This is a genomic window from Serratia sp. X10 (genome assembly GCF_017811775.1).
Lineage (GTDB): Bacteria > Pseudomonadota > Gammaproteobacteria > Enterobacterales > Enterobacteriaceae > Serratia > Serratia ureilytica.
Map to the genome: position 1 here is coordinate 148,687 of NZ_JAEIOH010000004.1, position 22,442 is coordinate 171,128.

Consider the following 22,442-nt stretch of genomic DNA (forward strand, 5'->3'; position numbering starts at 1 on the left):
AGGAGAGATTAAATGGATTTTAAAGTGACGAGAGGGTTGCTGCTTTTGGCTGGATTATTTTTATCTATCACGGCGGTGGCAAAGCCTATTCAAACCGAGGAGACCGCCTCATTGATTAACCAGCGATTGTCTTACATGAAAGACGTTGCCGGGTATAAGGCAAACAACCATCTGGCCATTGAGGACTTGCCTCAGGAGGCCAACGTATTGGCCAACTCAGTCCGCGAGGCGGAAGCATTGGGATTGGATGGCAAGTCGGTGGCTCCTTTTATACAGGCGCAAATGGATGCGGCCAAAGCGATTCAGTATCGCTACCGGGCAGACTGGCTGGCGGCACCGGAAAACGGCTGGCAGCCTGAATCGCTGGTCAGTGTGAGGGCGAAAATCAGCCGGTTGAATACCCAGATTTTGACCAGCGTCAGCAATAAATTGAAGAAAGGCGAGCGCTTTAACGACAGGTTTGTTTTTATGAAATCCCTGGAACAAACCCAGCTGAAAGTTGGCGATAAAGAACGCCTGTGGCAGTCATTACAGCGAATTGCGTTGAAAGGGTAATCGCCTGCCGTTGTTCTGGCTGAATGCGCCCGATGTGTGGTTTCGGGCGCATTCTCCTCGCGGGAGGCCAGCTGAATAATGGCGCGAAAGGCCCCTCAGGCGAGGGAAAGCCCGGCGGCGGCCTCCATCATCCCACCAATTCCAACCCCGCCACGCGGCGCCAGTAGCCGTTGCAGTCGGCATGGTCGGTCAAGGCCAGCGGCTGTTCGCCGCGCTCGTTGGCGCGGAAGGCATCGATCTGCGCCAGCGTCTCGGCGCCCTGCGGCGACAGCCGCACGATGTCCACCAGCCCCTGCATGTTCGGCAGCTCGTTGCCGAGGTTATAGCAGTAACCGCTCATCGTCTGGATGCCGTTGAGTACGAACACCTGCTGTTGTTCCTGCGAACGCATCATGCGGCCCTGCGGATACTTGATGCAGCAGGTTTCGCACTCGTCCTTGCCGCGGTTCTCCGAGCGGGCGGTGAAGCAGCGCGCCGAATAGGCCAGCGGCAGATGGCCGTAGCTCAGCACCTCCACCTCGAAGTCGTGGCGGAAGCCCAGCTCGTCGCACTGCGTCAGCAGATTGGCCAGCCAGTCGCGCGACAGCTCGACCGGCATGCACCAGCGGATCATGCCCTGACGGCGCAGCAGGCGCAGGGTATAGGCGTTGTAACAGTTCAGCGCATGGCCGGCGACGAACGGCAGGCCGCGCTCCGCCGCCATGTTGACCGCGCCCAGATCGTTGGCTTCAAACAGGAACTCGCCGTTTTCCACATAGCGTTTCAGCTCATTCAGTTCGGACGGCGCCTGCAGCAGCGCCAGCGTGGAGATCACCACCTGTTTGCCGCTGCGGGCGATTTCGCGCGCCAGCGCCAGCCAATCGCCGACCTTCATCTCGCGGCGCTTGGCGCAGACGCTCTCGCCGAGATAAATGATGTCGGCGCTGCTGTCCGCCGCCTGTTGATAGAACGTTGCGATGTCGTTTTTCGGCCAGTAGTAGAGTACCGGCCCGAGTGCGTATTTCATGTTTCCTCCGGCTACTGCCATTTGCGGTGATAGGCGCCCAGCGTGGTTTGGGTGCCTTCGGACATCGCGCCCAGCGTCTCCATCCAGGCGGCGTCGGCGCGGTAGGCGGCCGGATCGGCCTGGCAACGGTCGATCGCCTGGCGCCAGACGCGCGCCACCTGGCTGACGTAAGCCGGGCTGCGCTGGCGGCCTTCGATCTTCACCGAAGCGATGTTGGCGGCCAGCAGCGCCGGCAGCAGCTCCAGGGTATTGAGGCTGGTGGGTTCTTCCAGCGCGTGGTAGCGCACGTCGTCCACCAGATAGCGGCCCTTGCACAGCGTCGGGTAACCGGCGTTTTCGTGGTCCTGATAGCGGTCGATCAGCACGTCGTTCAGGCGCGACTCCATGCCCTGTGCGGTTTGCTGCCAGCGCACGAAACGCGCCGGCGAACAGGCGCCGACGGTGTTCGGCGACTCGCCGGTCAGGTAGGAGGAGAGGTAGCAGCGTCCCTCGGCCATGATACACAGGCTGCCGAAGGCGAACACTTCCAGCGGCACCGGGCTGGTGCGCGCCAGCTGTTTCACCTGGTGCATCGACAGCACCCGCGGCAGCACCACCCGGCCGACCTCGAAGTTGCGCTGGTAGAAACGGATCGCCTCCTCATTGGTGGCGGAAGCCTGCACCGAAACGTGGCGCTCCAGCTGCGGGTAGCGCTGGGCGGCGTATTCCAACATCGCCAGATCCGCCAGAATCAACGCGTCGGCGCCCAGTTGGGCGGCCATATCCACCGCGCGCTGCCAGCGGGCGTAGCCGTCGGGATGGGCGAAGGTGTTGATGGCGATATGCAGTTTGCGGCCGTGGCGATGCACGTAATCGACCGCTTCCTGCAGCTTTTTCTCGGTGAAGTTGAGGCCGGCGAAGTGGCGCGCGTTGGTATCGTCTTTCAGCCCGATGTAAACGGCATCGGCGCCGTTATCCACCGCGGCCTTCAGGGCCGGCAGGTTGCCGGCGGGACAAAGCAGCTCCATAGATTTATCCTGGCTTAGCCGTACGCCCGGCCGGGCGCACGCTGTCTTTAAAGGTTGCCGACGGCGGTGTTCCGCCGGCAAACGCGATTTGGGGAGGCCATTTTAGGCAAAGGGGCGCGCACGGGTTTTGATTTGAGGCAGCTTATGGCGTATTGATAAACATGGCGGTGAAATGCACTATTTGTTGATATAGACCGCTGAAGCCGCGCGTCAGTGTGGCAAAATAGCGGTAGTCCGTATTGAAAGGAGTGGATGACCGTGTTGGAACAACTACGAGCACGTCTTGTGCGCCAGGGGCCGTCGCTGCTGCGCATCCCGCTGAAATTCACGCCGTTCGCTCTGCAGCGTCAACTGCTGCAACAGGTGCTGAGCTGGCAGTTCCGCCAGGCATTGGCGGATGGCGATCTGGAATTTCTCGAATCGCGCTGGTTAAAGATCGAAGTTCGCGATCTGGCGCTACAATGGTTTATGACGGTAGAAAACGACAAACTGGTGGTCAGCCAGCACGCCGAAGCGGACGTCAGCTTCAGCGGCGACGCCAACGATCTGATCCTGATCGCGGCGCGTAAGCAAGATCCGGATACGCTGTTCTTTCAGCGTCGGCTGCAGATTGAAGGGGATACCGAATTGGGCCTGTATGTGAAAAATTTGATGGACGCCATTGAGCTGGAAAGCATGCCTGCGCCGCTGCGCATGGGGCTGTTGCAGTTGGCTGATTTTGTCGAAGCAGGGCTGCAGGAGGGCACGGCGTCGGCTTCCCGTGTGGCGGCATCATGCTGATCCGCGTAGAGATCCCGGTAGACGCGGCGGGCATCGATGCCTTGCTGCGCCGCGCCTTTGGCCGCGACGACGAAGCCGACCTGGTGCAGCAGCTGCGCGAAGACGGCCTGCTGACGCTGGGCGTGGTCGCCACTGACGACGAAGGCGGCGTAGTGGGTTATGCCGCGTTCAGCCCGGTGGATGTGGCCGGCGAAGATCGCCAATGGGTGGCGCTGGCGCCGCTGGCGGTAGATGAAAGCCTGCGCCGTCAGGGGCTGGCTGAAAAGCTGGTGTACGAGGGGTTGGATTCGCTGAACGAATTCAGCTACGCCGCGGTGGTGGTGCTGGGCGATCCGGCCTATTACGGCCGCTTCGGTTTCAAACCGGCCGCCGCCTATGGCCTGAATTGTCGCTGGCCTGACACGGAAAGCGCATTCCAGGTGTATCCGCTGGCGCAAGACGCTCTGAATGGCGTCAGCGGCGAAGTGGCTTTTTCGGCGCCGTTTAATCGCTTTTAACCACCGGCAATAGATACGCCAACGACAGCGGCGGGTGATTCACCAGCCGCTCTTTTTGTATTTTGCTCAGCTGTTTGACGCGGTATTCCAGCTTCAGCGCCGTTGAGCGATCCCCCACCTGGCAGTGAAACGCCAGCGTCAGCTCCCCTTTGCCGCGCAGCGCCTTGGCGCCTTTGCCGGCTTGATGTTGCGCCAGGCGGCGCGCCACGTCGGTGGTGATGCCGGTATACAGCATGCCGCTCGGTAAACGCAGCATGTAGAGGTGCCAGGGAGTGGGGGTAGTGTCGGTCATCGTACGCCGTTTCGGTGGCCAGGGTCGGCGTATGATGGCATGTTCGCCGTCACAATCCCATCCCCGGCCGCCGGAGCCTTACCGCTTTACCCCTTTTTTCCCGCCAGCTCGAAGCGCGGCGAGACGATGCCGTACAGCGTCCAGCCGAGGAAGGTGGCGATGGCGCCCCACATCATCGCTTCCTCACCGGAGCTGTAAAGCGCATAGAAGCTGTACAGCGCGCCGATGCCGGCGATGATATTGGCGATGCGCGCCTTGTTGTCCGGCACCTTCGCCACTTTTTGAATAATGACCAGCGCCGCCATCGACAGGATGTAAGGGATGATGTTGGTCACCACCGCCAGGTTCACCAGCACGTTGAACTGCTTGTTCAGCGACGGGCTGATGGTCATCAGAGACAAACCGCTCTGGATGACGACGATGGTCAGCATGCCTTTAACCGGCGCGTCGGCCTTGCTCAGCCTGGAGAAGATTTTCGGGAAGAAGCCGCTGTCGGCGGAGGATTTGAACACCTGGGCGATGGTGAACTGCCAACCGAGCAGCGAGCCGACGCAGGACATCACCATCAACGCCATGATGATCTTGCCGACCGTCGGATTGAACATGTGGGAGAACGCCAGCCCGAACGGGGCGGTGGAGTTGGCCAGATCCATGTTCGGCACGATGCCGGCGATCACGTTGGTCGAAACGATATAGATCACCGCCGCGCTGAGGGTGCCGCCCAGTACGGCGATCGGCACGTTGCGCTCCGGATTTTCCACCACGTCGGTGTTGGCGCAGGCGGATTCCAGCCCCAGGAATGCCCACAAGGTCATCGAGATCGAGGCGCCGATGGCTTCGAAGGTCGGCACCTGATGCGGGTTCCAGGCGGCGACGTAGGCGCTGCCGCTGAACCAGTACCAGCCGATGACCGAGATGCCCACCACCGGAATGATCACGCCCCAGACGGTGATGCCGCTGATTTTGCCGGTGATGCGCGCGCCGCCGAAGTTAGCGACGGTCGCCAGCCACAGCACGCCGATGGTGGCGATACAGATACCGAGCGGGCTGAGCGTGGTGTCGAACAGCTCGGTGCCGTAGCCGACGGCGGAAATGGCGATGGCGATGTTGGCGATCAGCAGCGAAACGCCATAGGTGTAGTTCGCCATGAAGTTGCCTGATTTACCGAAGGCGTATTCGGCGTAGCCGCCCATGCCGCCGGATTTACGGCTGAACATGCCGCATTTGGCGAAGGCGTAGGCCAGCGCCATCGAGCCGACGGCGGTCACCAGCCAGGAAACGATCGAAATCGTGCCCACTTCGGCCAGCTTGGTCGGCAGCATAATTATGCCGGAACCCATCATATTCACGGCGGTCAGGATCGTTAATTGCACGACCCCCATTTTATTGTTGGACTTACTCATGATCATTTTCTCTTTTAGGATGCGATCCGGGCGGCGAGAATAATCGCCGCCCCGTAAGGTGATTAATTTTTCATGACGTAGCCGTAAGCGCGGTTCCAGCCGTCCTCATCCTGTTGGATATAAACGCCCTGCAATTCCGGCGCGAATCCCGGCAATAAGTTGATGCCTTCTTCCAATGCCAGGAAATAACGCTGCGCGGCGCCGCCCCAAATTTCACCGGGCACGACGCACAGCACGCCAGGAGGGTAAGGCAGGGCGCCTTCGGCGGCGATGCGGCCCTCGGCCTTGGCCAGCGAGACCAATTCCACGTTGCCGCGCACGAACTCGGTATTGGCGTCCTGTGGATTCATCACCACGCGCGGGAAATAACTTTTGCGGAACATCTCTTTTTGCAGTTCTTTAACGTCGTAGCTGACGTAAAGGTCGTGCATTTCCTGGCACAGCTGGCGGATGGTGTAGTTTTTGTAGCGCTGCTGGTGGTTTTTATAGACCGCAGGCAGCACCTCGCTGAGCAGGGAGTTTTGATCGATGTGCTTCTCGAAGCGGGCGATCAGGGCCACCAGGTGTTGCATCTTGGCGATGTCTTCCGCCGGCGTCAGCAGGAACAGGATCGAGTTGAGATCGCATTTTTCCGGCACGATGCCGTTTTCGCGCAGGTAGTTGGCCAGAATGGTCGCCGGGATGCCGAACTCGCTGTAGCTACCGGTCGCGGTATCGATGCCCGGCGTGGTGAGCAGCAGTTTGCACGGATCGACGAAATACTGCGATTCGGCATAACCTTCAAAGGCATGCCATTTCTCGCCGGGCACGAAGTTGAAGAAGCGCAGATCGTTGGCCATCGCCGCGGTGTCATAGGCTTGCCACGGCTTGCCGTCGATCTGATCCGGCACGAACGGTTTGATCATCGTGCAGGTATCCAGCAGCATTTTGCGCGCTTCGATGCCCACGCGTACACATTCTTGCCACAGGCGCTGGCCGCTCTTGCCCTCGTGCATCTTGGCGTTGACGTCCAGCGCGGCGAACAGCGGATAGAACGGGCTGGTGGAGGCGTGCAGCATAAAGGCGTTGTTGAAGCGCTTGTGGTTGCAGTAGCGGCTCTGGCCCTTGATATGCTTGTCTTTTTTGTGGATCTGCGAGGTCTGCGAGAAACCGGCCTGCTGCTTGTGCACCGACTGGGTGACGATGATGCCGGGATCGTTCTCGTTCAGCTCCAGCAGCAGCGGCGAGCAGTCTTTCATCATCGGAATGAACTGCTCATAGCCCACCCAGGCGGAGTCGAACAGGATGTAATCGCACAGGTGGCCAATCTTGTCGACCACCTGACGGGCGTTGTAGATAGTGCCGTCGTAGGTGCCGAGCTGGATGATCGCCAGGCGGAACGGGCGGGCTTCGTTGGCGCGTTCCGGCGCCACTTCGCGGATCTGCTGGCGCAGGTAGCGCTCGTCGAAGCAGTGCGCGTCGATGCCGCCGATAAAGCCGAACGGGTTGCGCGCGGTTTCCAGATACACCGGCGTGGCGCCGGCCTGGATCAATGCGCCGTGGTGGTTGGATTTATGGTTGTTGCGGTCAAACAGCACCAGATCGCCGCGCGTCAGCAGGGCGTTGGTCGCCACCTTGTTCGAGGCCGAGGTGCCGTTGAGCACGAAGTAGGTCTTGTCGGCGTTGAACACCTTGGCGGCGTGCTGCTGCGCCGCGCAAGGCGCGCCTTCGTGGATCAACAGATCGCCCAGTTTGACGTCGGCGTTGCACATGTCGGAGCGGAAAAGCGTTTCGCCGTAGAAGTCGAAGAACTGGCGGCCCGCCGGATGTTTGCGGAAGAACTCGCCGCCCTGGTGGCCGGGGCAGGCGAAAGTGGCGTTGCCCATTTCCACGTACTGCGTCAGCGTGTTGAAGAACGGCGGCAGCAGCTCGCTCTCATATTTGGCGGCGGCGGCCTCCAGCTGTTTGCCGTAGAACTGGGTATTCTTGCCGCACAGTTCAAACACGCCGTGCAGCGCCGGCAAGACGGCGTTATCCAGCTCTTCTTCGCAGCAGACGGCGACGAACAGCGGAATGTTCAGGCCGTGCTCTTCGATGCGCGCCACCATGCCTTGCGCGACGTCTTCTACCGACAGCACGATGGCGGCGACGTCATTGAAATCGCTGTGGTGCACATCGACGATGTCGCGTTCAGTTTCAAAGCAGCCGAGGGTTTGGGTGTTGGCGGCAATTTTTAATTTTTTCATTTTTCTCATTCTTCAGGCAAAGGCGCGCCGTCGGCAAATAATTCCATTTGCCGCTAACGCCCTCACGAAAATAAAGGTGTACGAGAACCCAGCGATGCCCTAAGACATTAACTGTGTTCTTTGTTTTATTTTTCTTGGAGGCTCTTTGACGGTATTAAAAATGTATTGCGCGCCCTTCCCGGTTTGCGAGGGAAAGACATTATCACCGGAGTGCGGAGAATAAAGTGAAACGCAAAGACACTCTTAACAACGGCGTAAGAGCGAGGGGTGAGGGTTATCTGTAGTTGAAGAATGCGAAGCTAAAGCAGCTGCGATGAGCCATCATCATAATATGGGTTGTGCGCCTGATGTGCGCCATTTTTCGGTTATTGTTTTCCATTTTCTAATCCACCTTGCTGAGTGAAAAGATGGCGCTATTTTAACGCAAGATGCGCCAAAAATTGTGATGATAGTCACATAAATGCCGGTTTTGATAAATAACTATTCACCGGTTATGCAATATGTTGCATAACTATCATCCTGGCGCAGAGATTGGCATGTAAATGAATTGCTAATGCTCGCGGGCCTTAATCGCTTAATTTCAATGCCGCTCTGAAAGGAATAAAAAAAGCGGCCAAATAACCGGCTACATAACGATCAAATAAATCCGTCTTGTATTTTTTATGTTATCAATCTGATTTATGTGAAAAATAAATAAAAATTCACAATTGATGTATTTGTATTCATGCGTGGTTTTTGATGATTATCGTTATTTGTGACTCGCTTCAACAACGCAGGGTAAGATGAAGTGAGTGAACCGGGAGGCGAGTAACCTTGAATACCCCAGAACAACGGCAACAGATTGCGGATTTCATCGGCAAGCAACATGTCTTGACGCTGTGCGCCGGCGACGGCCTCGACATGTGGTGCGCCAACTGTTTTTACGTGTTCGACGCCGCGACGATGGCGCTGTGGCTGATGACCGAACCGCACACCCGCCACGGCGGGCTGATGCTGAACAACGGCCGGGTGGTCGGCACCATCGCGCCGAAACCGAAAAGCATCGCGCTGATCCGCGGCGTGCAGTACCGCGCCGAGGCGGTGCTGCTGAGCGGCGAAGAGGCCGAGGCGGCGCGCGCGCGTTACTGCAAGCGCTTCCCGATCGCCAGGGCGCTGAAGGCCTCGGTATGGCGGCTGGATCTGCACGAGGTGAAGATGACCGACAACACCCTCGGCTTCGGCAAGAAGCTGCATTGGGCGCGGTCTATACTTTAAGTCGACGTATTGATTACAACGGGAGATTGCATGGCGCGAGCACTGTTAGTCGGCGCAACCGGGCTGGTGGGGCGCGAGTTGCTGCAGCTGTTGCAAAGCGATCCGCAGGTAACGGCCATCGTGGCGCCGACGCGCACGCCGCTGCCGCCGCACGGCAAGCTGACCAACCCGGTCGGCGATGCGCTGTTCGAGCTGCTGAGCGGCCTGCAGCAGCCGGTCGATCTGGTGTTCTGCTGCCTGGGCACCACCCGCCAGGCGGCGGGCAGCGCCGATGCCTTCCGCTACGTCGATTACCAACTGGTGGTGGAGAGCGCGCTGACCGGCCGCCGGTTGGGGGCACAGCACTGTCTGGTGGTGAGTGCGTTGGGCGCCAATGCGCATTCCACCTTCCTGTATAACCGCACCAAAGGCGAGATGGAGCAGGCGCTGCGCGAACAGCGCTGGCCGCGCCTGACGCTGGTGCGGCCTTCCATGCTGGTGGGGGATCGCCCTGCGCCGCGCCTGATGGAGCGCCTCACGCTGCCGCTGTTCAGGCTGCTGCCCGGCAAATGGCGCGCCGTCGCCGCCAAAGACGTGGCGCAGACGCTGCTGCAGCAGGCGTTCACGCCGGGCGAAGGGGTCAGGGTGCTGGAATCGGATCGGCTGCACTGCTACCGAGACTGACGCTGAGGTGATCGAACGCCAGCTCCAGCCCGGCGGGCAGTTCGTTGTCCAGCAGCCACCGATCGAGATGATGGCTGATGTGCGTCAGCAGCGTGCGTTTGGGCTGCAGCAAGCGCTGCGTCTCCTGCGCGCGGGTCAGATCGTTGTGGTTGCGCGGCGTCTGCGGCTGAGGCGGCAGGCTGCAGTCGAGCACCAGCAGATCCAGCGGCACGTTCTGCAGATAGTCGGCGGTGGCCGGCGGCAGGCCGACGGTGTCGGTCAGGTAGGCCAGCGCAGCGCCCGCCGCCTGGATCAGATAGCCGTGGGTCAGTTTGGAGTGTTGCAGCGGCAGCGGGGTGATGCGCATGCCGCCCAGCTCGACGGTGGCGAAGGGCGCCAGCGGCGGCTGAAACGCCAGAATGCCGGGGTGTTTGAACAGGTCGTCGCAGCCCTGTTCATCCGGCGGGCCATATACCGGAATGGAATTTCCGCACCCCCAACGCAAAGGAAATAACCCCTGAACGTGATCCATGTGGTAATGTGTCAGTAAAAAACGTTGAATTTGCCCCGCCGAAAATCGCCGCTCCAAAGCCGGTAATCCCGCATCCAATAAGGTCGTTTCCCCCTGATAGTTGAGCATGGCGCTACACGCTCGCCGCCGAAATGCCGGCTCGCGCCGCGCCCGTTGGCAGATCAAACAGTCGCAGCCGAACACCGGCACCTGCTGCGCGCCGCCGGTGCCGAGAAAGGTCAGTTGCATCGCTCCCCTCCGTTAAAGGTACTTCTGCGCAAAGCGGTTGATGTCGCGAAAATCCGCCAGCCGCGCCTGCAGCGTAGCGTGATCCCAGTGCCACCACTGGCTGCGTTCGATACGCTCTATCAGCGCATCGTCGAAGCGCATGCCGATCTTTTTGGCCGCCACGCCGGCGACGATGCTGTAAGGCTCCACGTCCTTGGTGACCACCGCCGCGCTGCCGATCACCGCGCCGTTGCCGACGCTGACGCCCGGCATCAGGATGGCGTTATGGCCGATCCACACGTCGTGGCCGACGGTGACGTGGTGCTCGCGCCGCCAGTCGAAGAACGCCGCGTCGTCTTCCCCCAGCCCGTATTCGGAAGCGCGGTAGGTGAAGTGGTGCTGCGCGATGCGCTGGTAGGTCGGGTGGTTGCCGGGATTGATGCGCGCATAGGAGGCGATGGAGACGAACTTGCCGATGGTGGCGTAAAAGATCTGGTTGTGCCCGGCGGTGTAGGAGTAGTCCCCCATCTCCACCTCTTCCAGGATCGCATCGTCGGCCAGGTGCACATACTGGCCGAGCCGGGTGCGGTTAAGAGTCACGTTGTCGCCGATTTTCGGCTGGGCGAAGTCGTTCATGGCGTCGCGTCCTGAGTTTGTCGGGTAGAAGTCGGCAGCAGCGCCAGCAGCGCCGCCAGGGTGTCGTCGAGTGGGCCGTCGTTGTGCAGCACCCGGCAGCCGGCGGGCAGGCTCTGCTGATATTCCGCCGCCCGCGCCAGCCGCTGCTCGATCTGCTCGGCGCCTTCTCGCCCGCGATCCTGCAGGCGTTGGCGCAGGATTGCGGCGCTGACCTGCAGGCACACCGGCAGCAGCTGCGCACCGTAGCGCTGCTGCGCCTGCGGCAGGTGGGCGCGTGAACCGTTGACCGCCACGTCGATCCCCTGCAGCAGCCAAAGATCCACCTCGATCCCAAACGCGTAGCGCTGCTGGTGCGCCTGCCAGTCGAGCGCGAACAGCCCCTTGGCGCGGCGACGCAGAAATTCGGGTTCGCTCAGCGCGATGTGATTCTCGCAGCCGGCGTCCGCCGGCCGGGTGATATAGCGGTGCGCCACCAGCGGCGCGCGGTCGGCGTCGGCCCGCAGCGCGGCCAGCAGGCTGTCCTTGCCTGCGCCGGAAGGCCCCATCAGATAGATGAGCCGCGCCATCAGAACACCTGCCTGCCCTGGCGCCACACGTTCTGCACGTAAACGTGCTCGCCGTGCGGCCGTGCCAGCACCAGATCCGCCCGCAATCCTTCGGCGAGGGTGCCGCGATCCTGCAGATCCAGCGCCCGCGCCGGGTTACGGGTGATCATGCGCACCGCCTGGGGCAGATCGTAGGCGTTGCGCTCGTCCGCCGCGAGGCGAAACGCCGCATCCAGCAGGCTGGCCGGGTAATAATCGGAAGAGAGGATATCCAGCACCCCCAGCGCCGCCAGGTGGTGCGCCGCCACGTTGCCGGAGTGAGAACCGCCGCGCACGATGTTCGGCGCGCCCATCAGCACCTGCAGGCCCTGCTGGTGCGAAGCGCGGGCAGCCGCCTCGGTGGTGGGGAACTCGGCGATGGCGCTGCCCAGCGCGCAGGATTCGGCCACGTGCGCGGCGGTGGCGTCGTCATGGCTGGCCAGCGAGATGCGGCGCGCGCGGCAGTGGGCGGCGATCGCCTCGCGGTTCGGCGCGGCCCAGCGGGCGGACAGGGCGACCTGCTCTTCCTCGTACTCGCTCATCTGCTGATCGTTGAGGTGGTATTTGCCCTGATAATATTCGCGGTACTTTTCGCGCGAGGCGAACTGGCGCTGGCCCGGCGAGTGGTCCATCAGCGACACCAGCGACACGCCCGGCTTGTCCATCAGCTGTTCGAACAGCGGCAGCGTGCTCTCGTGTGGCAGCTCGCAGCGCAGGTGCAGCCGGTGCTCGGCGCGGTTCACTCCGGCGCGCTGGCTGTGGATCACCGCGTCGATCATCTTCTGCAGGTTTTCCAGCCGGTGGCCGCCGTCGCGCACGTCGCCGATCGCCACTGCGTCCAGCACCGTGGTGATGCCGTTGGCCACCATCAGCGCGTCGTGGCTGCTCATCGCCGAATGGGCCGGCCAGTCGACGTTCGGGCGCGGGGTGAAAAACTTGTCCAGGTTGTCGGTATGCAGCTCGATCAGCCCCGGCAGCAGCCAGCCGCCGTCGCCGTCCAGCGCCTGCGGCAGCCGGCTCGGGCCGTCGGCGAAGCTGCGGATCACGCCGTCCTGCATCTCCAGCGAGCCTTGCACCACCTGGTCATCCAGCACCAGCTTAACGTTATTGACGATCATCAGAGGGCCTCCAGCGCCTGCGGCGCCTGCATATCATAAAGCCGGTCGGCGACCTGTTGGCGGACGCCTTCATCATGGAAAATGCCGACGATCGCCGCGCCGCGCGCCTTGGCGCGTTCGATAAGCTGCACCACCGCCGCGCTGTTGCGGCTGTCGAGCGAGGCGGTCGGTTCATCCAGCAACAGGATCGGGTAATCGACGATAAAGCCGCGCGCGATGTTCACCCGCTGCTGTTCGCCGCCGGAGAAGGTGGACGGCGCCAGCGGCCACAGGCGCTGCGGCACGTTGAGCGCGGCGAGCAGCGCTTCGGCGCGTTCGCGGCATTCGGGGCGCTCGACGCCCTGTTCCAGCAGCGGCTGCATCACCACCTCCAGCGCGCTGATGCGCGGGATCACCCGCAGGAACTGGCTGACCCAGCCCAGCGTATGGCGGCGCACCGCCAGAATCTGGCGCGCGTCGGCGCTGACCATGTCCAGCCAGTCGCCCTGGTGGTTGATCCAGATATGGCCGCTGTCCGGCAGGTAGTTGGCGTACAGCGAGCGCAGCAGGGTGGATTTGCCGCTGCCGGAGTGGCCGTGCAGCACCACGCATTCGCCGGCGTGGACCGTCAGGTTGGCGTCGTGCAGCACCGGCAGGCGGGTGCCGTACTGCTGGTGCAGCACAAAGGTTTTACTGAGATGTTCAACTCGAATTTGCATAGTCATCTGTTATCGCCTTGGGTTACGACAGCACCGAAGAAACCAGCAGCTGGGTGTAAGGATGGTGAGGATCGTCCAGCACCCGATCGGTCAGGCCGCTCTCCACCACTTCGCCCTGTTTCATCACCAGCAGGCGGTGGGCCAGCAGCCGCGCCACGCCGAGATCGTGAGTGACGATCACTGCCGCCAGCTGCATCTCCACCACCAGGTTGCGCAGCAGATCGAGCAGGCGCGCCTGCACCGACACGTCCAGCCCGCCGGTCGGCTCGTCCATAAACACCAGCTTGGGGTGAGTGACCAGATTGCGGGCGATCTGCAGCCGCTGCTGCATGCCGCCGGAGAAGGTGGTCGGCAGATCGTCGAGGCGCGACAGCGGGATTTCGACGTCTTCCAGCCACTGGCCGGCCTGACGGCGAATGTCGCCATAGTGGCGCTGGCCGATGGCCATCAGCCGCTCGCCGATGTTGCCGCCGGCGGAGACCTGCGGCCGCAGCCCGTCGAGCGGGTGCTGGTGCACCACGCCCCAGTCGGTGCGCAGCAGGCGGCGGCGATCGCTCTCCGCCATGGCGTACAGGTCGTGTTCCTGGTCCGCCTGCGGGCGGTAAAGGATCTGCCCGCGCTGCGGCGCCAGCCGCGCCGAGATCGACTTTAGCAGCGTGGTTTTGCCGGAGCCGGATTCGCCGACGATGCCCAGCACTTCACCGGGGTAGATATCGAACGACACGTCGCTGAAGCCCTTGCCGGGGGCGTACAGGTGGGTGAGCCGGTTCACCGACAGCAGCGGGGTGGTGCTCAAAGGGGTGGAAGTCATCAGTGCTGCGCCTCTTGCGAAGATTGCGCCAGCTGCTGCCGGCAGTAGTCGGTGTCCGAACAGACGAACATGCGGTTGCCCCGATCGTCGAGCACCACCTCGTCGAGATAGCTGTGGCGCGAGCCGCACAGCGCGCAGGGTTCGTCCCACTGCTGCACGCTGAACGGATGGTCGTCGAAGTCCAGGCTCTCCACCTTGGTGAACGGCGGCAGGGCGTAGATGCGTTTCTCGCGCCCGGCGCCGAACAGCTGCAGCGCCGGCATCATGTGCATTTTCGGGTTGTCGAATTTCGGGATCGGCGACGGATCCATCACATAGCGATCGTTGACCTTCACCGGATAGGCGTAGGTGGTGGCGATATGGCCGTAGCGCGCGATGTCCTCATACAGCTTCACCTGCATCACGCCGTACTCCTCCAGCGCGTGCATCTTGCGGGTCTCGGTTTCGCGCGGTTCGATAAAGCGCAGCGGCTCCGGGATCGGCACCTGATAGATCAGGATCTGGTCTTCGCGCAGCGCGGTTTCCGGAATGCGGTGACGGGTTTGGATCAGCGTGGCCTCCGGCGTGCGTTCGGTGGTTTCCACCCCGGCGACGCGCTGGAAGAAGCGGCGGATCGACACCGCGTTGGTGGTGTCGTCGGCGCCCTGGTCGATCACCTTCAGCACGTCGGCGCGGCCGATGACGCTGGCGGTGAGCTGAATGCCGCCGGTGCCCCAGCCGTAGGGCATCGGCATCTCGCGGCCGCCAAACGGCACCTGATAGCCGGGGATCGCCACCGCCTTCAGGATGGCGCGGCGGATCATGCGCTTGGTCTGTTCGTCCAGATAACCGAGGTTATAGCCGGTCAATACTTCACTCATCGCGGGCCTCCTGACGCTCGCTGTATTCCTGTCGCAGCCGCTTGAGCAGCTCCAGTTCGGCCTGGAAGTCGACGTAGTGCGGCAGCTTGAGATGGGAGACGAAGCCGGCGGCCTCGACGTTGTCGGCGTGGGCCAGCACGAACTCTTCGTCCTGCGCCGGGCCGGCGACGCCTTCGCCGTAGTCCGGGCTCTGCAATGCGCGATCCACCAACGCCATCGCCATCGCCTTGCGTTCGGCGCGGCCGAACACCAGCCCGTAACCGCGGGTGAAGTGCGGCGGGTGGTCCTTGGGATCGACGAAGCCGTTGACCATTTCGCACTCGGTCAGCAGGATTTCGCCGATATCGATGGCGAAACCGAGCTCTTCAGGCACGATCTCCACCGAAACGTGGCCGGTGCGGATCTCGCCGGCGAACGGGTGGTTGCGGCCGTAGCCGCGCTGGGTGGCGTAGCCGAGCGCCAGCAGAAAACCTTCGTCACCGCGCACCAGCTGCTGCAGGCGCGCCGAGCGCGAGCAGGGGTAAACCGGCGGGTTGCGGGTGATGTCGTCCGGTGCGCTGCCGTCGTCCTGCTCTTCGCGCGCCAGCTGCTGGCGACACAACAGATCGAACACGTGGCCGCAGTTGTCCGGTAGCGGTTCGTCGGCCTGCGGCGCACGCGGCGCTTCGCCTTCCGCCAGCAGCGCGAAGTCCAGCAGCCGGTGGGTGTAGTCGTAGGTCGGCCCCAGCACCTGCCCGCCGGGCAAGTCCTTGTAAACCGCCGAGATGCGCCGCTCCAGCCGCATGTTTTCGCTGGCCAGCGGCTCGCTGACCGCCAGGCGCGGCAGGGTGGTGCGATAGGCGCGCAGCAGGAAGATCGCCTCCACCAGATCGCCGCTGGCCTGTTTGATGGCCAGCGCCGCCAGCTCGCGATCGTAGATGCCGCCTTCGGTCATCACCCGATCCACCGCCAGCCCCAGCTGCTGTTCGATTTGTTCCGCGCCGATCGCCGGCAGCGCCTCGTCGCCGCGCCGCAGCTGTTCCTGCAGCTGATGGGCGGCCTCAATGGCTTTTTCGCCCCCTTTTACCGCTACGTACATCAGCACACCTCCACGCGGGTGGTCCGCGGGATCGCCAGCAGGCGATCGCCGCAGGTCAGCAAAATATCCAGCCCCAGCGGGAAGCGCTGCGGGCGGTTGACCAGGTAATCCAGCAGCGCCGGCGGCAGGCGCGGCGCTATCAGGCGTTGGCTCTCGATGCCGGGGCCGGTCAGGCGCAGCGCGGCGCCGTTCTCCAGCTCAGCGAGCTGCACGATGACCGTAGCGCCATATTCCGGCGAGATTTCCGTGCCGTGCGGCAACGCCTGCAGATCGGCGGCCTGCACGTGCTCATCGAACAGGGCAAAACAGACCTCCTGCGCCGTGGCGGCCAGCGGCGCGCCGCTGTGAAAACGAATGTTTGTTAGCACTTGCTCACTTTTAAGCGCAGCGCACAGCTGCAGCGGCGTTTCCTGATCGGCCAGCGTCAGCAGCGCGGCGGTGCTGGCGGCGTTCAGCGGCGCCCAGGCCGGGCCGGCCGGCAGCGTCACCCGGTGGCCCGGTTCGCTCAAGGCTTTAAGAATCAAACGGAAAGCGTGCTGCGATTGGTCTATCGGTTGCTCAAAACCGGTTAATAAACTCATGGCTTAATCTCCTCGCACCAGCGTAAAGAAGTCCACCCGGCTGGCGGCGATCGCCCGGGCGCGCAGCTGGCGCTGCTCGTGCTGCAGCGCGGCCAGCGGCGCGATCAGCTGTTGTTGCAGGCGTTCGCCGTGTTCCGGCTGTTGCAGCAGCGCATCGGCCAGCGCGCACAGCTCGGCGTGCGCCTTGTCGCGCCCGGCGATATAGCTGTAGCCGTAGCCGCCGTTGTCCAGCTGCACCACCGCGCGGGTGACCGTCATGTCCCCCAGCACGAAGCGGCGGCCGGTGGCGCCCATGCGCCCCTGCAGCTGGGCCAGGCCGATCTCCGGCGCGCGGATGCTGCGGTAACCCGGGCTGAGGTTCAGCGCCTGCCAGTGGCTGCGCAGCTGCTCGGGCCGGCTGTGCGCCAGCACCGACATCCAGCGTTGTCTCGACTCTAAGGCTTGCATTCAGTGCTCCATCGTCAGTTCAATCATGTCGGCGCGGGCCAGGCTGACGGAGTATTCCGCCACGTCTTCGCCGCCGCTGCGGACGTTAAGGGTGCGCACGCACAGCAGCGGCGCGTGGGTGGCGATCTCCAGCAGCCGGCTCTCTTTGGCCTGCGCGCGGCGCGCGCTGATGCGCGTCTGGCGGCGGGTCAGCGGCTGCTGCAGGTGCTGTTCGATAAACTGGTGCAGCGAACCGCTGTGGAACTGCTGCAGCGCCGGCCACCACTCCAGATCGGGCAGATAGTGGTCGATCACGCTCATCGGCACGCCGTTGACGCGGCGCAGGGTGCGCAGGTGGATCACCATTTCGCCTTCTTCACGCGAGAGCGCGCTGGCAACATGCCCATTACACGGGCGCAAGACAGCGAGTAAGCGCTCACTGGTGGGGTGGCTGCCCTGCTCGAACAGGTTCTGGCTGAAGCGGGTGTTGGCGTGCAGCGGGTAATCGTAAGGCCGCATCAGCACCAGGATGCCGACGCCGTGGCGGCGCTGCAGCCAGCCGCGCTCTACCAGCTGATCCACCGCGCGGCGCAGGGTGTGGCGATTGACCTGGTAACGTTCGGCCAGCTGCTGTTCCGAAGGCAGGTAGTCGCCGCAGCGGTATTGCGTGCGCAGCTCCTGTTCCAGCTGTGCGGCGATCTGCTGATAGCGGGTGGGGTAAGTGGTCGGATGTCTAGATAACTCCATCATAATAAAAACCTCGTCATGCCGATGGCGGTGCGATGAAGGCCGAAGCGGTGCGTTTCATCGTGCGTCTACCCTGTGGTTTTCACGTTGGCATCATGGTGCCGGGCGCAGATGACAATCGCGTTACGCGTCGGTGGCGAACAGATGAACTATTTAGGACAGCCCAGGCGTGCACGGGCGGCGGCGGCGCGCTATGCTGGCGCCACTGTTGACTGACTCTGGCCGCTACCATGCCGCAATCTCTGAATGCCCCTGAACCCGCCCCACGCGCCTGGCCGCTGTGGAAACCGATCCTGTTTCTGCTGGTGGTGGCCGTCGGCCTCTACTACGTGAAATGGCAGCCTTACTACGGCAAGGCCTTCGTGGCGGCGGACAGCCACTCGATCGGCAAATCGATCCTGGCCGACGGCGCCGCGAGCCCCTGGCTGGCGGCCTGGCAATATGCGCTGGTCTACTTCACCGCGGTGTGGAAGGCGGCGCTGCTCGGGGTGTTGTTAGGCTCGCTGGTACAGGTGCTGATCCCGCGCGACTGGCTGGCGCGCACGCTTGGCCACCGGCGTTTTTCCGGCACCGTGCTGGGGGCGCTGATCGCGCTGCCGGGCATGATGTGCACCTGCTGCGCCGCACCGGTTGCCGCCGGCATGCGCCGCCAGTCGGTGTCCAGCGGCGCCGCGCTGGCCTTTTGGCTCGCCAACCCGGTACTGAACCCGGCGACGCTGGTGTTTATGGGGTTTGTGCTCGGTTGGCCGTTCGCCGCCATCCGCCTGGTGGCGGGCGTGGTGATGGTGCTGGGTATCGCCTGGCTGGTGCAGCGCGTGACCGCCAACGATCCGCAACCCGCCGCGCCGCAGCCGCCGCTGATGATGGCGCAGAGCGATGAGCAGCCGTTCCTCGCCCGCTGGGGCAAAGCGCTGTGGGCGCTGTTTTGGTCGACCATCCCGATCTACGTGTTGGCGGTGCTGGCGCTGGGCGCGGCGCGAGTCTGGCTGTTCCCGCACGCCGACGGCGCCGTCGACAATAGCCTGCTGTGGATCATCGCGCTGGCGATCGTCGGCTGCCTGTTCGTTATCCCCACCGCAGCAGAAATCCCGATCGTGCAGACCATGATGCTGGCGGGCATGGGCGCCGGCCCGGCGTTGGCGCTGCTGATGACCCTGCCGGCGGTCAGCCTGCCTTCACTGCTGATGCTCAACAAGGCCTTCTCCGCCCGTGCGCTGTGCCTGACGGCGGCGCTGGTGGCGCTGTGCGGCGCGGTGACCGGCGTGGTGGGGATGGGGTTGGTGTAACTGATTTGTGACCCGATGCTGTCTCAATGGAGGAGATGGCAATGGAACAGCGGAATAAACCTGAAATGGACGTAGAGGCGATGTTGCTGGAGCAAGCGTTGCGTGAAAGGGTGGATGCCGCCCTTGATCGCTTAAGAAACGGCACCGCGGTTTATATAAGCCATTCGGAGGTAGAAAAACGAATGGCTATATTTAAGGCGAAAATCCGGGGGCGCTATCGGCGGGGGTATTGAGTTGTACTAGAACACCCAGAAATCCTTGTCGGGTTTGTGAAGGGTTGAGCAAGCCTACCAACTCGATAGCGTTCTTCATTCTGGTCAGCAATGGCCCTCCTGAGAGGCCATTTACCCCTGACTATTCCACATCAATGGCTAACCGATACATAGCTTCCAGTGCAGCAGGAGATTTGAGCACCATTCTCCGTTGATCGTAAGCCAGCTGACCAAGTTCTAGGTATCTGGACTCATACATAGCCTGCCAGAAGTACGTACCGTGTAAACGGTATTGCTCACGAGCATGAGCTGTAGCCATTACGAGTTCATTCAAGGTGATTGCTGTTTTCATAAAATGTTTCCTAAGGTGACGTGGGAGAGTCCCCCGTCTTCCTGAAAAATCTTGTGATCACGACGTTTTTGATACCAACAAAATAATCTGGCTCAGCCATGCCAAATCTGTACCCACAATATGTAGGGTAAGTGGCCGAAGACCAGAACGTCTGGGCGTATTTTTGCAGAACAGCTACATCAGTAAACGTGGACTTATCCGTTCTCTGGCCAACGTCGGTCTGGGGGGCGTTTCGGCAATGGTTGCCAGTTGGCCTGGAGAAAAATATGCTAACTATCCGGACAGGCAGGAAGATCGCTATTGCCAGTGGTTTCTGACATAAGGAAGGTTTTCTGATGAGTTATTCTGATATTTCGCATGCAGCTCGTAAAGCTCTTAAAGCCATTGATGAAAGTGAACTAGAAAAATGTATCGATAAATGCCTGTATGAAGAACAGTCTTATTATCTTCAGGGTCTTAGACTCTATGATTGTGGACCCTATGTCACGCAGCAATTATTTTGCTTTGAAAAAGCAGTTACTGCACTTCGGATATCCAAGTCATCCAAAAAACGCGAAGAAGCAAGATACGCAGCCCTGAAAGCTGGCCGTGATCTGACAGCTGCATTTTCGCAAATGAGGGCAGGGGTTTCTGAGGTTGAGGCAGAAGAAGTTACATTTAGTGTCGATGAGCAAAATTTTCCGCCAACAACGTTCAGTGAACGCCTTTTTGTTCGGATAAGCTACAGCTGGCGAATCGATCAGAATGCAGACTGGCAGTTCGGAAACATTACATTCTCTTACCTTGCAGAAGAACAGCCAAGCTATTTTTCAGTCGAGCCGGCACGCAAGGTTAGCGCTGCCAGACAAAAGCAGGCAAAACAAGAAGATCTGTACCGGACTTGGGAGCACCTAAAAGCAATATGTAAGGAATCTGTCCATAACTATCTGAAGGATGGGCGAGATGGCTCGCAGATCCCAAAGACTTTCACGGTTAAAAGTCTGAATAATTTCGGGGCGAATTTTTGGGATAGTACCGATACTTAGATGCTCCAGTTGCAGGAACTATTCCAGTTATACAACCAAGTCTGCGGAAAGCGTCTTGATATGGGTAATATTTAAAGAACATTGTCCGGATAAGATCTGACTAACCAGAGACTTTGAACCGATCTCTTCTTTAAGATCAGAGTAGGTTAGCTTGTAGTGGTCCGTCAGGAGGCGTCGTAGCGTAGCGGTGAGCGGCATTTCATCGATCGCGGTGTTAGGCTCAGCGAAATAATCGCTGTTGCACTCATAGGTAGCAATTTTGTTCGATAGAAAGTCGATTAGCGGGTTTCCATTATCGTTCTCGAGCAGGTAGTGCTCACCAAAGCCAGCGCGTCACGATAATCCCTCTCGAGAGAACCACCTCCAAGGAAGGAGACTTGCGGGTCGGGTTTGTGAAGGGGAGAGTAAGCTCACTGGCATTGATAGTGGGCTTAACTTAAGGGCCGTTTTGAGCGAGGAACGGACATTGCTAACAGCATTCTGTGTGAATCAACAGGGAGCAGGTCAGTATAAATATATAAGTCTTTTCCCTTAGATCTTGGATTGATTTGTTGAAGTTTCACGAAAATAATGATAAACAAAAAAAGTAGCAATAATAATGGATTTAATTATGGAATGGAGATTTTTAGGTTCTATATCAGAGGCTAGGAAATCTGGCTGTAGTGGAGTTTATCTTATTGTCCATAAAGGACTTTTCAATCGTGTGGTTTACGTTGGGGTAAGTTGTAATGTAGGTAGAAGGATAAACGAACATTACGACGGTTACCTGAGAGGAAACCGAACAATTTACGCCGCGGGTCACGATGATGATGTGTATCGCTTCATGTCAGCTTATAAAATTCATAACCACACAAAGCACTATCAAGCCTTGGCGAAGGATTATAAGATATGGGCATCTACAACATTATATTCTGATTTGCCGAAAAACATGCTAGCAAAAAGCCAAACCTTTGATACTGACTGGCAGAGCATTGCATTAGAAAAATATATTCCTCAACTGGTAGTATGGGCCCTTCCAATGGCAGGTTACTGTTATTCAAATGCAAGCAGGATTGAAAGTGTAATCCAATCAAAGCTCATTAAATCTTTTGATTTGAGAGGGTTTTTTAATATAAAGCAACTAAGCATATTGGGGAAAATTGAATTCCCGCATATGGAAAAGGCCAAGGTTTTTATTATTGATACGCCTGATTTAGATCCGGCATCCCAACTTATTTTTAGTAATCTGTATAACAAGAAAACTGATGAAAATTTCTGTAAAGAGTTCCGCTCACAGTTTAAAAACGAGATTTCTCAGAGGGAAAGTGAAATTCAGAGAAAGCGAACTATCAGAGAGCATAAGGTATCTCTTTATGAAAACTTTGGCAAACCCTGGACTTTAAAGGAAATGGAAAAACTTAGAGTCATGCTTGTCGATTTTGATTTATCCCCGACAGAAATATCTGAGTATCTAGGAAGAGAACCTCGCTCTATCTCTAAAAAAATAAGCGAAAATGATAAAGTTACTAATTATAAATGGAGAGAGAGCGTCGGCTGGTTGTGACGTTACGTTTTGATCGAAATAACCCCATTTTGCAAGGTCCGCTCCTGGCACAAAGCAGCCCATCAGATTAACGCCGTGCCGTAGC

General features: G+C 60.1%; 27 protein-coding genes and 1 pseudogene. 9 read left to right on the plus strand and 19 right to left on the minus strand.

Annotated features, from left to right (window positions below):
* The first annotated feature begins 12 nt into the window (after positions 1-12).
* A complete protein-coding gene (locus tag J9788_RS15010; protein WP_182265169.1) occupies positions 13-555 on the plus strand; it encodes a chorismate mutase in 543 nt (180 codons plus the stop codon).
* Positions 556-682: 127 nt separating this feature from the next.
* Here J9788_RS15010 and J9788_RS15015 read toward each other — a convergent pair whose 3' ends face one another.
* On the minus strand, positions 683-1,561 hold the full coding sequence (locus J9788_RS15015; RefSeq protein ID WP_046897988.1) for a U32 family peptidase: 879 nt from the start codon (positions 1,559-1,561) through the stop codon (positions 683-685).
* A gap of 11 nt (positions 1,562-1,572) precedes the next feature.
* Entirely contained in the window at positions 1,573-2,568 is a 996-nt protein-coding gene (locus tag J9788_RS15020; protein ID WP_016929314.1) for a peptidase U32 family protein, read from the minus strand.
* A 252-nt stretch (positions 2,569-2,820) separates the two neighbouring features.
* On the opposite strand from J9788_RS15020, the gene J9788_RS15025 reads away from it, so the two are divergent.
* Together J9788_RS15025 and J9788_RS15030 are read left to right on the plus strand one after the other, a co-directional pair.
* On the plus strand, positions 2,821-3,348 hold the full coding sequence (locus J9788_RS15025; RefSeq protein WP_169539846.1) for an SCP2 domain-containing protein: 528 nt from the start codon (positions 2,821-2,823) through the stop codon (positions 3,346-3,348).
* The gene (locus J9788_RS15030) at positions 3,342-3,845 is read left to right on the plus strand and encodes a GNAT family N-acetyltransferase (RefSeq protein ID WP_021504238.1); all 504 of its coding nucleotides are present in this window, start codon (positions 3,342-3,344) and stop codon (positions 3,843-3,845) included. Before J9788_RS15025 ends, J9788_RS15030 begins: the two co-directional genes overlap by 7 nt.
* Here the strand turns inward: J9788_RS15030 and J9788_RS15035 are convergent.
* The 4 genes from J9788_RS15035 to speFL form a co-directional block, all read right to left on the minus strand.
* Complete coding sequence (locus J9788_RS15035) at positions 3,832-4,137, minus strand: GIY-YIG nuclease family protein (protein ID WP_025305084.1); 306 nt, start codon at positions 4,135-4,137, stop codon at positions 3,832-3,834. The two genes, J9788_RS15030 and J9788_RS15035, sit on opposite strands and share 14 nt — an antisense overlap.
* 86 nt (positions 4,138-4,223) lie before the next feature.
* Positions 4,224-5,540, minus strand: coding sequence for a putrescine-ornithine antiporter (gene potE / locus J9788_RS15040; protein ID WP_015376426.1), 1,317 nt, complete (start codon positions 5,538-5,540; stop codon positions 4,224-4,226).
* Between the two features lie 62 nt (positions 5,541-5,602).
* Positions 5,603-7,765 (minus strand): ornithine decarboxylase SpeF, encoded by a 2,163-nt coding sequence (gene speF, locus J9788_RS15045; RefSeq protein WP_182265170.1) that lies wholly within the window; start codon positions 7,763-7,765, stop codon positions 5,603-5,605.
* Positions 7,766-8,039: 274 nt separating this feature from the next.
* Complete coding sequence (gene speFL, locus J9788_RS15050; RefSeq protein WP_004933443.1) at positions 8,040-8,144, minus strand: leader peptide SpeFL; 105 nt, start codon at positions 8,142-8,144, stop codon at positions 8,040-8,042.
* A gap of 434 nt (positions 8,145-8,578) precedes the next feature.
* On the opposite strand from speFL, the gene J9788_RS15055 reads away from it, so the two are divergent.
* Together J9788_RS15055 and J9788_RS15060 are read left to right on the plus strand one after the other, a co-directional pair.
* The gene (locus J9788_RS15055) at positions 8,579-9,019 is read left to right on the plus strand and encodes a YhbP family protein (RefSeq protein ID WP_182265171.1); all 441 of its coding nucleotides are present in this window, start codon (positions 8,579-8,581) and stop codon (positions 9,017-9,019) included.
* A gap of 30 nt (positions 9,020-9,049) precedes the next feature.
* Positions 9,050-9,682 carry an NAD(P)H-binding protein gene (locus J9788_RS15060; RefSeq protein WP_182265172.1) on the plus strand — a complete coding sequence of 211 codons (633 nt, stop codon included), beginning with the start codon at positions 9,050-9,052 and terminating at the stop codon, positions 9,680-9,682.
* Here the strand turns inward: J9788_RS15060 and phnP are convergent.
* Genes phnP through phnF form a run of 11 tightly spaced genes read right to left on the minus strand, consistent with a single transcriptional unit; the run spans position 9,639 to position 17,942 of the window.
* On the minus strand, positions 9,639-10,421 hold the full coding sequence (gene phnP, locus J9788_RS15065; protein WP_182265173.1) for a phosphonate metabolism protein PhnP: 783 nt from the start codon (positions 10,419-10,421) through the stop codon (positions 9,639-9,641). The two genes, J9788_RS15060 and phnP, sit on opposite strands and share 44 nt — an antisense overlap.
* Before the next feature lie 12 nt (positions 10,422-10,433).
* Positions 10,434-11,036 (minus strand): DapH/DapD/GlmU-related protein, encoded by a 603-nt coding sequence (locus tag J9788_RS15070; RefSeq protein WP_015376431.1) that lies wholly within the window; start codon positions 11,034-11,036, stop codon positions 10,434-10,436.
* Positions 11,033-11,602, minus strand: coding sequence for a ribose 1,5-bisphosphokinase (phnN, locus tag J9788_RS15075; protein ID WP_154870199.1), 570 nt, complete (start codon positions 11,600-11,602; stop codon positions 11,033-11,035). The genes J9788_RS15070 and phnN overlap by 4 nt, the downstream gene beginning before the upstream one ends.
* Positions 11,602-12,738, minus strand: coding sequence for an alpha-D-ribose 1-methylphosphonate 5-triphosphate diphosphatase (gene phnM / locus J9788_RS15080; protein WP_102985544.1), 1,137 nt, complete (start codon positions 12,736-12,738; stop codon positions 11,602-11,604). The genes phnN and phnM overlap by 1 nt, the downstream gene beginning before the upstream one ends.
* Positions 12,738-13,442, minus strand: a complete 705-nt coding sequence (gene phnL, locus J9788_RS15085; RefSeq protein WP_182265174.1) for a phosphonate C-P lyase system protein PhnL — start codon at positions 13,440-13,442, stop codon at positions 12,738-12,740. Before phnL ends, phnM begins: the two co-directional genes overlap by 1 nt.
* Before the next feature lie 16 nt (positions 13,443-13,458).
* Positions 13,459-14,247 (minus strand): phosphonate C-P lyase system protein PhnK, encoded by a 789-nt coding sequence (gene phnK, locus J9788_RS15090; RefSeq protein ID WP_016929302.1) that lies wholly within the window; start codon positions 14,245-14,247, stop codon positions 13,459-13,461.
* Positions 14,247-15,107 carry an alpha-D-ribose 1-methylphosphonate 5-phosphate C-P-lyase PhnJ gene (locus J9788_RS15095; protein WP_004933420.1) on the minus strand — a complete coding sequence of 287 codons (861 nt, stop codon included), beginning with the start codon at positions 15,105-15,107 and terminating at the stop codon, positions 14,247-14,249. The genes phnK and J9788_RS15095 overlap by 1 nt, the downstream gene beginning before the upstream one ends.
* On the minus strand, positions 15,100-16,185 hold the full coding sequence (locus tag J9788_RS15100) for a carbon-phosphorus lyase complex subunit PhnI (RefSeq protein ID WP_047572955.1): 1,086 nt from the start codon (positions 16,183-16,185) through the stop codon (positions 15,100-15,102). The genes J9788_RS15095 and J9788_RS15100 overlap by 8 nt, the downstream gene beginning before the upstream one ends.
* The gene (gene phnH, locus J9788_RS15105; RefSeq protein WP_182265175.1) at positions 16,185-16,766 is read right to left on the minus strand and encodes a phosphonate C-P lyase system protein PhnH; all 582 of its coding nucleotides are present in this window, start codon (positions 16,764-16,766) and stop codon (positions 16,185-16,187) included. The genes J9788_RS15100 and phnH overlap by 1 nt, the downstream gene beginning before the upstream one ends.
* A 3-nt stretch (positions 16,767-16,769) precedes the next feature.
* On the minus strand, positions 16,770-17,213 hold the full coding sequence (gene phnG, locus J9788_RS15110) for a phosphonate C-P lyase system protein PhnG (protein ID WP_019453314.1): 444 nt from the start codon (positions 17,211-17,213) through the stop codon (positions 16,770-16,772).
* Entirely contained in the window at positions 17,214-17,942 is a 729-nt protein-coding gene (gene phnF, locus J9788_RS15115; protein ID WP_047025109.1) for a phosphonate metabolism transcriptional regulator PhnF, read from the minus strand.
* 227 nt (positions 17,943-18,169) lie between these two features.
* On the opposite strand from phnF, the gene J9788_RS15120 reads away from it, so the two are divergent.
* Both J9788_RS15120 and J9788_RS15125 read left to right on the plus strand, forming a co-directional pair.
* Complete coding sequence (locus tag J9788_RS15120) at positions 18,170-19,225, plus strand: permease (protein ID WP_182265176.1); 1,056 nt, start codon at positions 18,170-18,172, stop codon at positions 19,223-19,225.
* 41 nt (positions 19,226-19,266) lie between these two features.
* Complete coding sequence (locus J9788_RS15125) at positions 19,267-19,458, plus strand: hypothetical protein (protein WP_182265177.1); 192 nt, start codon at positions 19,267-19,269, stop codon at positions 19,456-19,458.
* 121 nt (positions 19,459-19,579) lie between these two features.
* On the opposite strand, the gene J9788_RS15130 is transcribed toward J9788_RS15125, so the two are convergent.
* Complete coding sequence (locus J9788_RS15130) at positions 19,580-19,789, minus strand: hypothetical protein (RefSeq protein ID WP_182265178.1); 210 nt, start codon at positions 19,787-19,789, stop codon at positions 19,580-19,582.
* A gap of 335 nt (positions 19,790-20,124) precedes the next feature.
* Between J9788_RS15130 and J9788_RS15135 the strand changes: the two genes are divergently transcribed.
* On the plus strand, positions 20,125-20,814 hold the full coding sequence (locus J9788_RS15135; protein WP_182265179.1) for a hypothetical protein: 690 nt from the start codon (positions 20,125-20,127) through the stop codon (positions 20,812-20,814).
* Positions 20,815-20,841: 27 nt separating this feature from the next.
* Here J9788_RS15135 and J9788_RS25110 read toward each other — a convergent pair.
* Positions 20,842-21,191: pseudogene (locus J9788_RS25110) on the minus strand (type II toxin-antitoxin system HigA family antitoxin); the annotation flags it as partial.
* Between the two features lie 221 nt (positions 21,192-21,412).
* Here J9788_RS25110 and J9788_RS15140 point away from each other — a divergent pair.
* Entirely contained in the window at positions 21,413-22,357 is a 945-nt protein-coding gene (locus tag J9788_RS15140; RefSeq protein WP_182265180.1) for a GIY-YIG nuclease family protein, read from the plus strand.
* Positions 22,358-22,442 lie beyond the last annotated feature (85 nt).

What these genes read in the sequence shown, in the direction of transcription:
- J9788_RS15010 (WP_182265169.1), top strand. Translation starts at nt 13, where the DNA reads ATGGATTTTAAAGTGACGAGAGGGTTGCTGCTTTTGGCTGGATTATTT.
- J9788_RS15015 (WP_046897988.1), bottom strand. Translation starts at nt 1,561, where the DNA reads ATGAAATACGCACTCGGGCCGGTACTCTACTACTGGCCGAAAAACGAC.
- J9788_RS15020 (WP_016929314.1), bottom strand. Translation starts at nt 2,568, where the DNA reads ATGGAGCTGCTTTGTCCCGCCGGCAACCTGCCGGCCCTGAAGGCCGCG.
- J9788_RS15025 (WP_169539846.1), top strand. Translation starts at nt 2,821, where the DNA reads ATGACCGTGTTGGAACAACTACGAGCACGTCTTGTGCGCCAGGGGCCG.
- J9788_RS15030 (WP_021504238.1), top strand. Translation starts at nt 3,342, where the DNA reads ATGCTGATCCGCGTAGAGATCCCGGTAGACGCGGCGGGCATCGATGCC.
- J9788_RS15035 (WP_025305084.1), bottom strand. Translation starts at nt 4,137, where the DNA reads ATGACCGACACTACCCCCACTCCCTGGCACCTCTACATGCTGCGTTTA.
- potE (WP_015376426.1), bottom strand. Translation starts at nt 5,540, where the DNA reads ATGAGTAAGTCCAACAATAAAATGGGGGTCGTGCAATTAACGATCCTG.
- speF (WP_182265170.1), bottom strand. Translation starts at nt 7,765, where the DNA reads ATGAAAAAATTAAAAATTGCCGCCAACACCCAAACCCTCGGCTGCTTT.
- speFL (WP_004933443.1), bottom strand. Translation starts at nt 8,144, where the DNA reads ATGGAAAACAATAACCGAAAAATGGCGCACATCAGGCGCACAACCCAT.
- J9788_RS15060 (WP_182265172.1), top strand. Translation starts at nt 9,050, where the DNA reads ATGGCGCGAGCACTGTTAGTCGGCGCAACCGGGCTGGTGGGGCGCGAG.
- phnP (WP_182265173.1), bottom strand. Translation starts at nt 10,421, where the DNA reads ATGCAACTGACCTTTCTCGGCACCGGCGGCGCGCAGCAGGTGCCGGTG.
- J9788_RS15070 (WP_015376431.1), bottom strand. Translation starts at nt 11,036, where the DNA reads ATGAACGACTTCGCCCAGCCGAAAATCGGCGACAACGTGACTCTTAAC.
- phnN (WP_154870199.1), bottom strand. Translation starts at nt 11,602, where the DNA reads ATGGCGCGGCTCATCTATCTGATGGGGCCTTCCGGCGCAGGCAAGGAC.
- phnM (WP_102985544.1), bottom strand. Translation starts at nt 12,738, where the DNA reads ATGATCGTCAATAACGTTAAGCTGGTGCTGGATGACCAGGTGGTGCAA.
- phnL (WP_182265174.1), bottom strand. Translation starts at nt 13,442, where the DNA reads ATGACTATGCAAATTCGAGTTGAACATCTCAGTAAAACCTTTGTGCTG.
- phnK (WP_016929302.1), bottom strand. Translation starts at nt 14,247, where the DNA reads ATGACTTCCACCCCTTTGAGCACCACCCCGCTGCTGTCGGTGAACCGG.
- J9788_RS15095 (WP_004933420.1), bottom strand. Translation starts at nt 15,107, where the DNA reads ATGAGTGAAGTATTGACCGGCTATAACCTCGGTTATCTGGACGAACAG.
- J9788_RS15100 (WP_047572955.1), bottom strand. Translation starts at nt 16,185, where the DNA reads ATGTACGTAGCGGTAAAAGGGGGCGAAAAAGCCATTGAGGCCGCCCAT.
- phnH (WP_182265175.1), bottom strand. Translation starts at nt 16,766, where the DNA reads ATGAGTTTATTAACCGGTTTTGAGCAACCGATAGACCAATCGCAGCAC.
- phnG (WP_019453314.1), bottom strand. Translation starts at nt 17,213, where the DNA reads ATGCAAGCCTTAGAGTCGAGACAACGCTGGATGTCGGTGCTGGCGCAC.
- phnF (WP_047025109.1), bottom strand. Translation starts at nt 17,942, where the DNA reads ATGATGGAGTTATCTAGACATCCGACCACTTACCCCACCCGCTATCAG.
- J9788_RS15120 (WP_182265176.1), top strand. Translation starts at nt 18,170, where the DNA reads ATGCCGCAATCTCTGAATGCCCCTGAACCCGCCCCACGCGCCTGGCCG.
- J9788_RS15125 (WP_182265177.1), top strand. Translation starts at nt 19,267, where the DNA reads ATGGAACAGCGGAATAAACCTGAAATGGACGTAGAGGCGATGTTGCTG.
- J9788_RS15130 (WP_182265178.1), bottom strand. Translation starts at nt 19,789, where the DNA reads ATGAAAACAGCAATCACCTTGAATGAACTCGTAATGGCTACAGCTCAT.
- J9788_RS15135 (WP_182265179.1), top strand. Translation starts at nt 20,125, where the DNA reads ATGAGTTATTCTGATATTTCGCATGCAGCTCGTAAAGCTCTTAAAGCC.
- J9788_RS15140 (WP_182265180.1), top strand. Translation starts at nt 21,413, where the DNA reads ATGGATTTAATTATGGAATGGAGATTTTTAGGTTCTATATCAGAGGCT.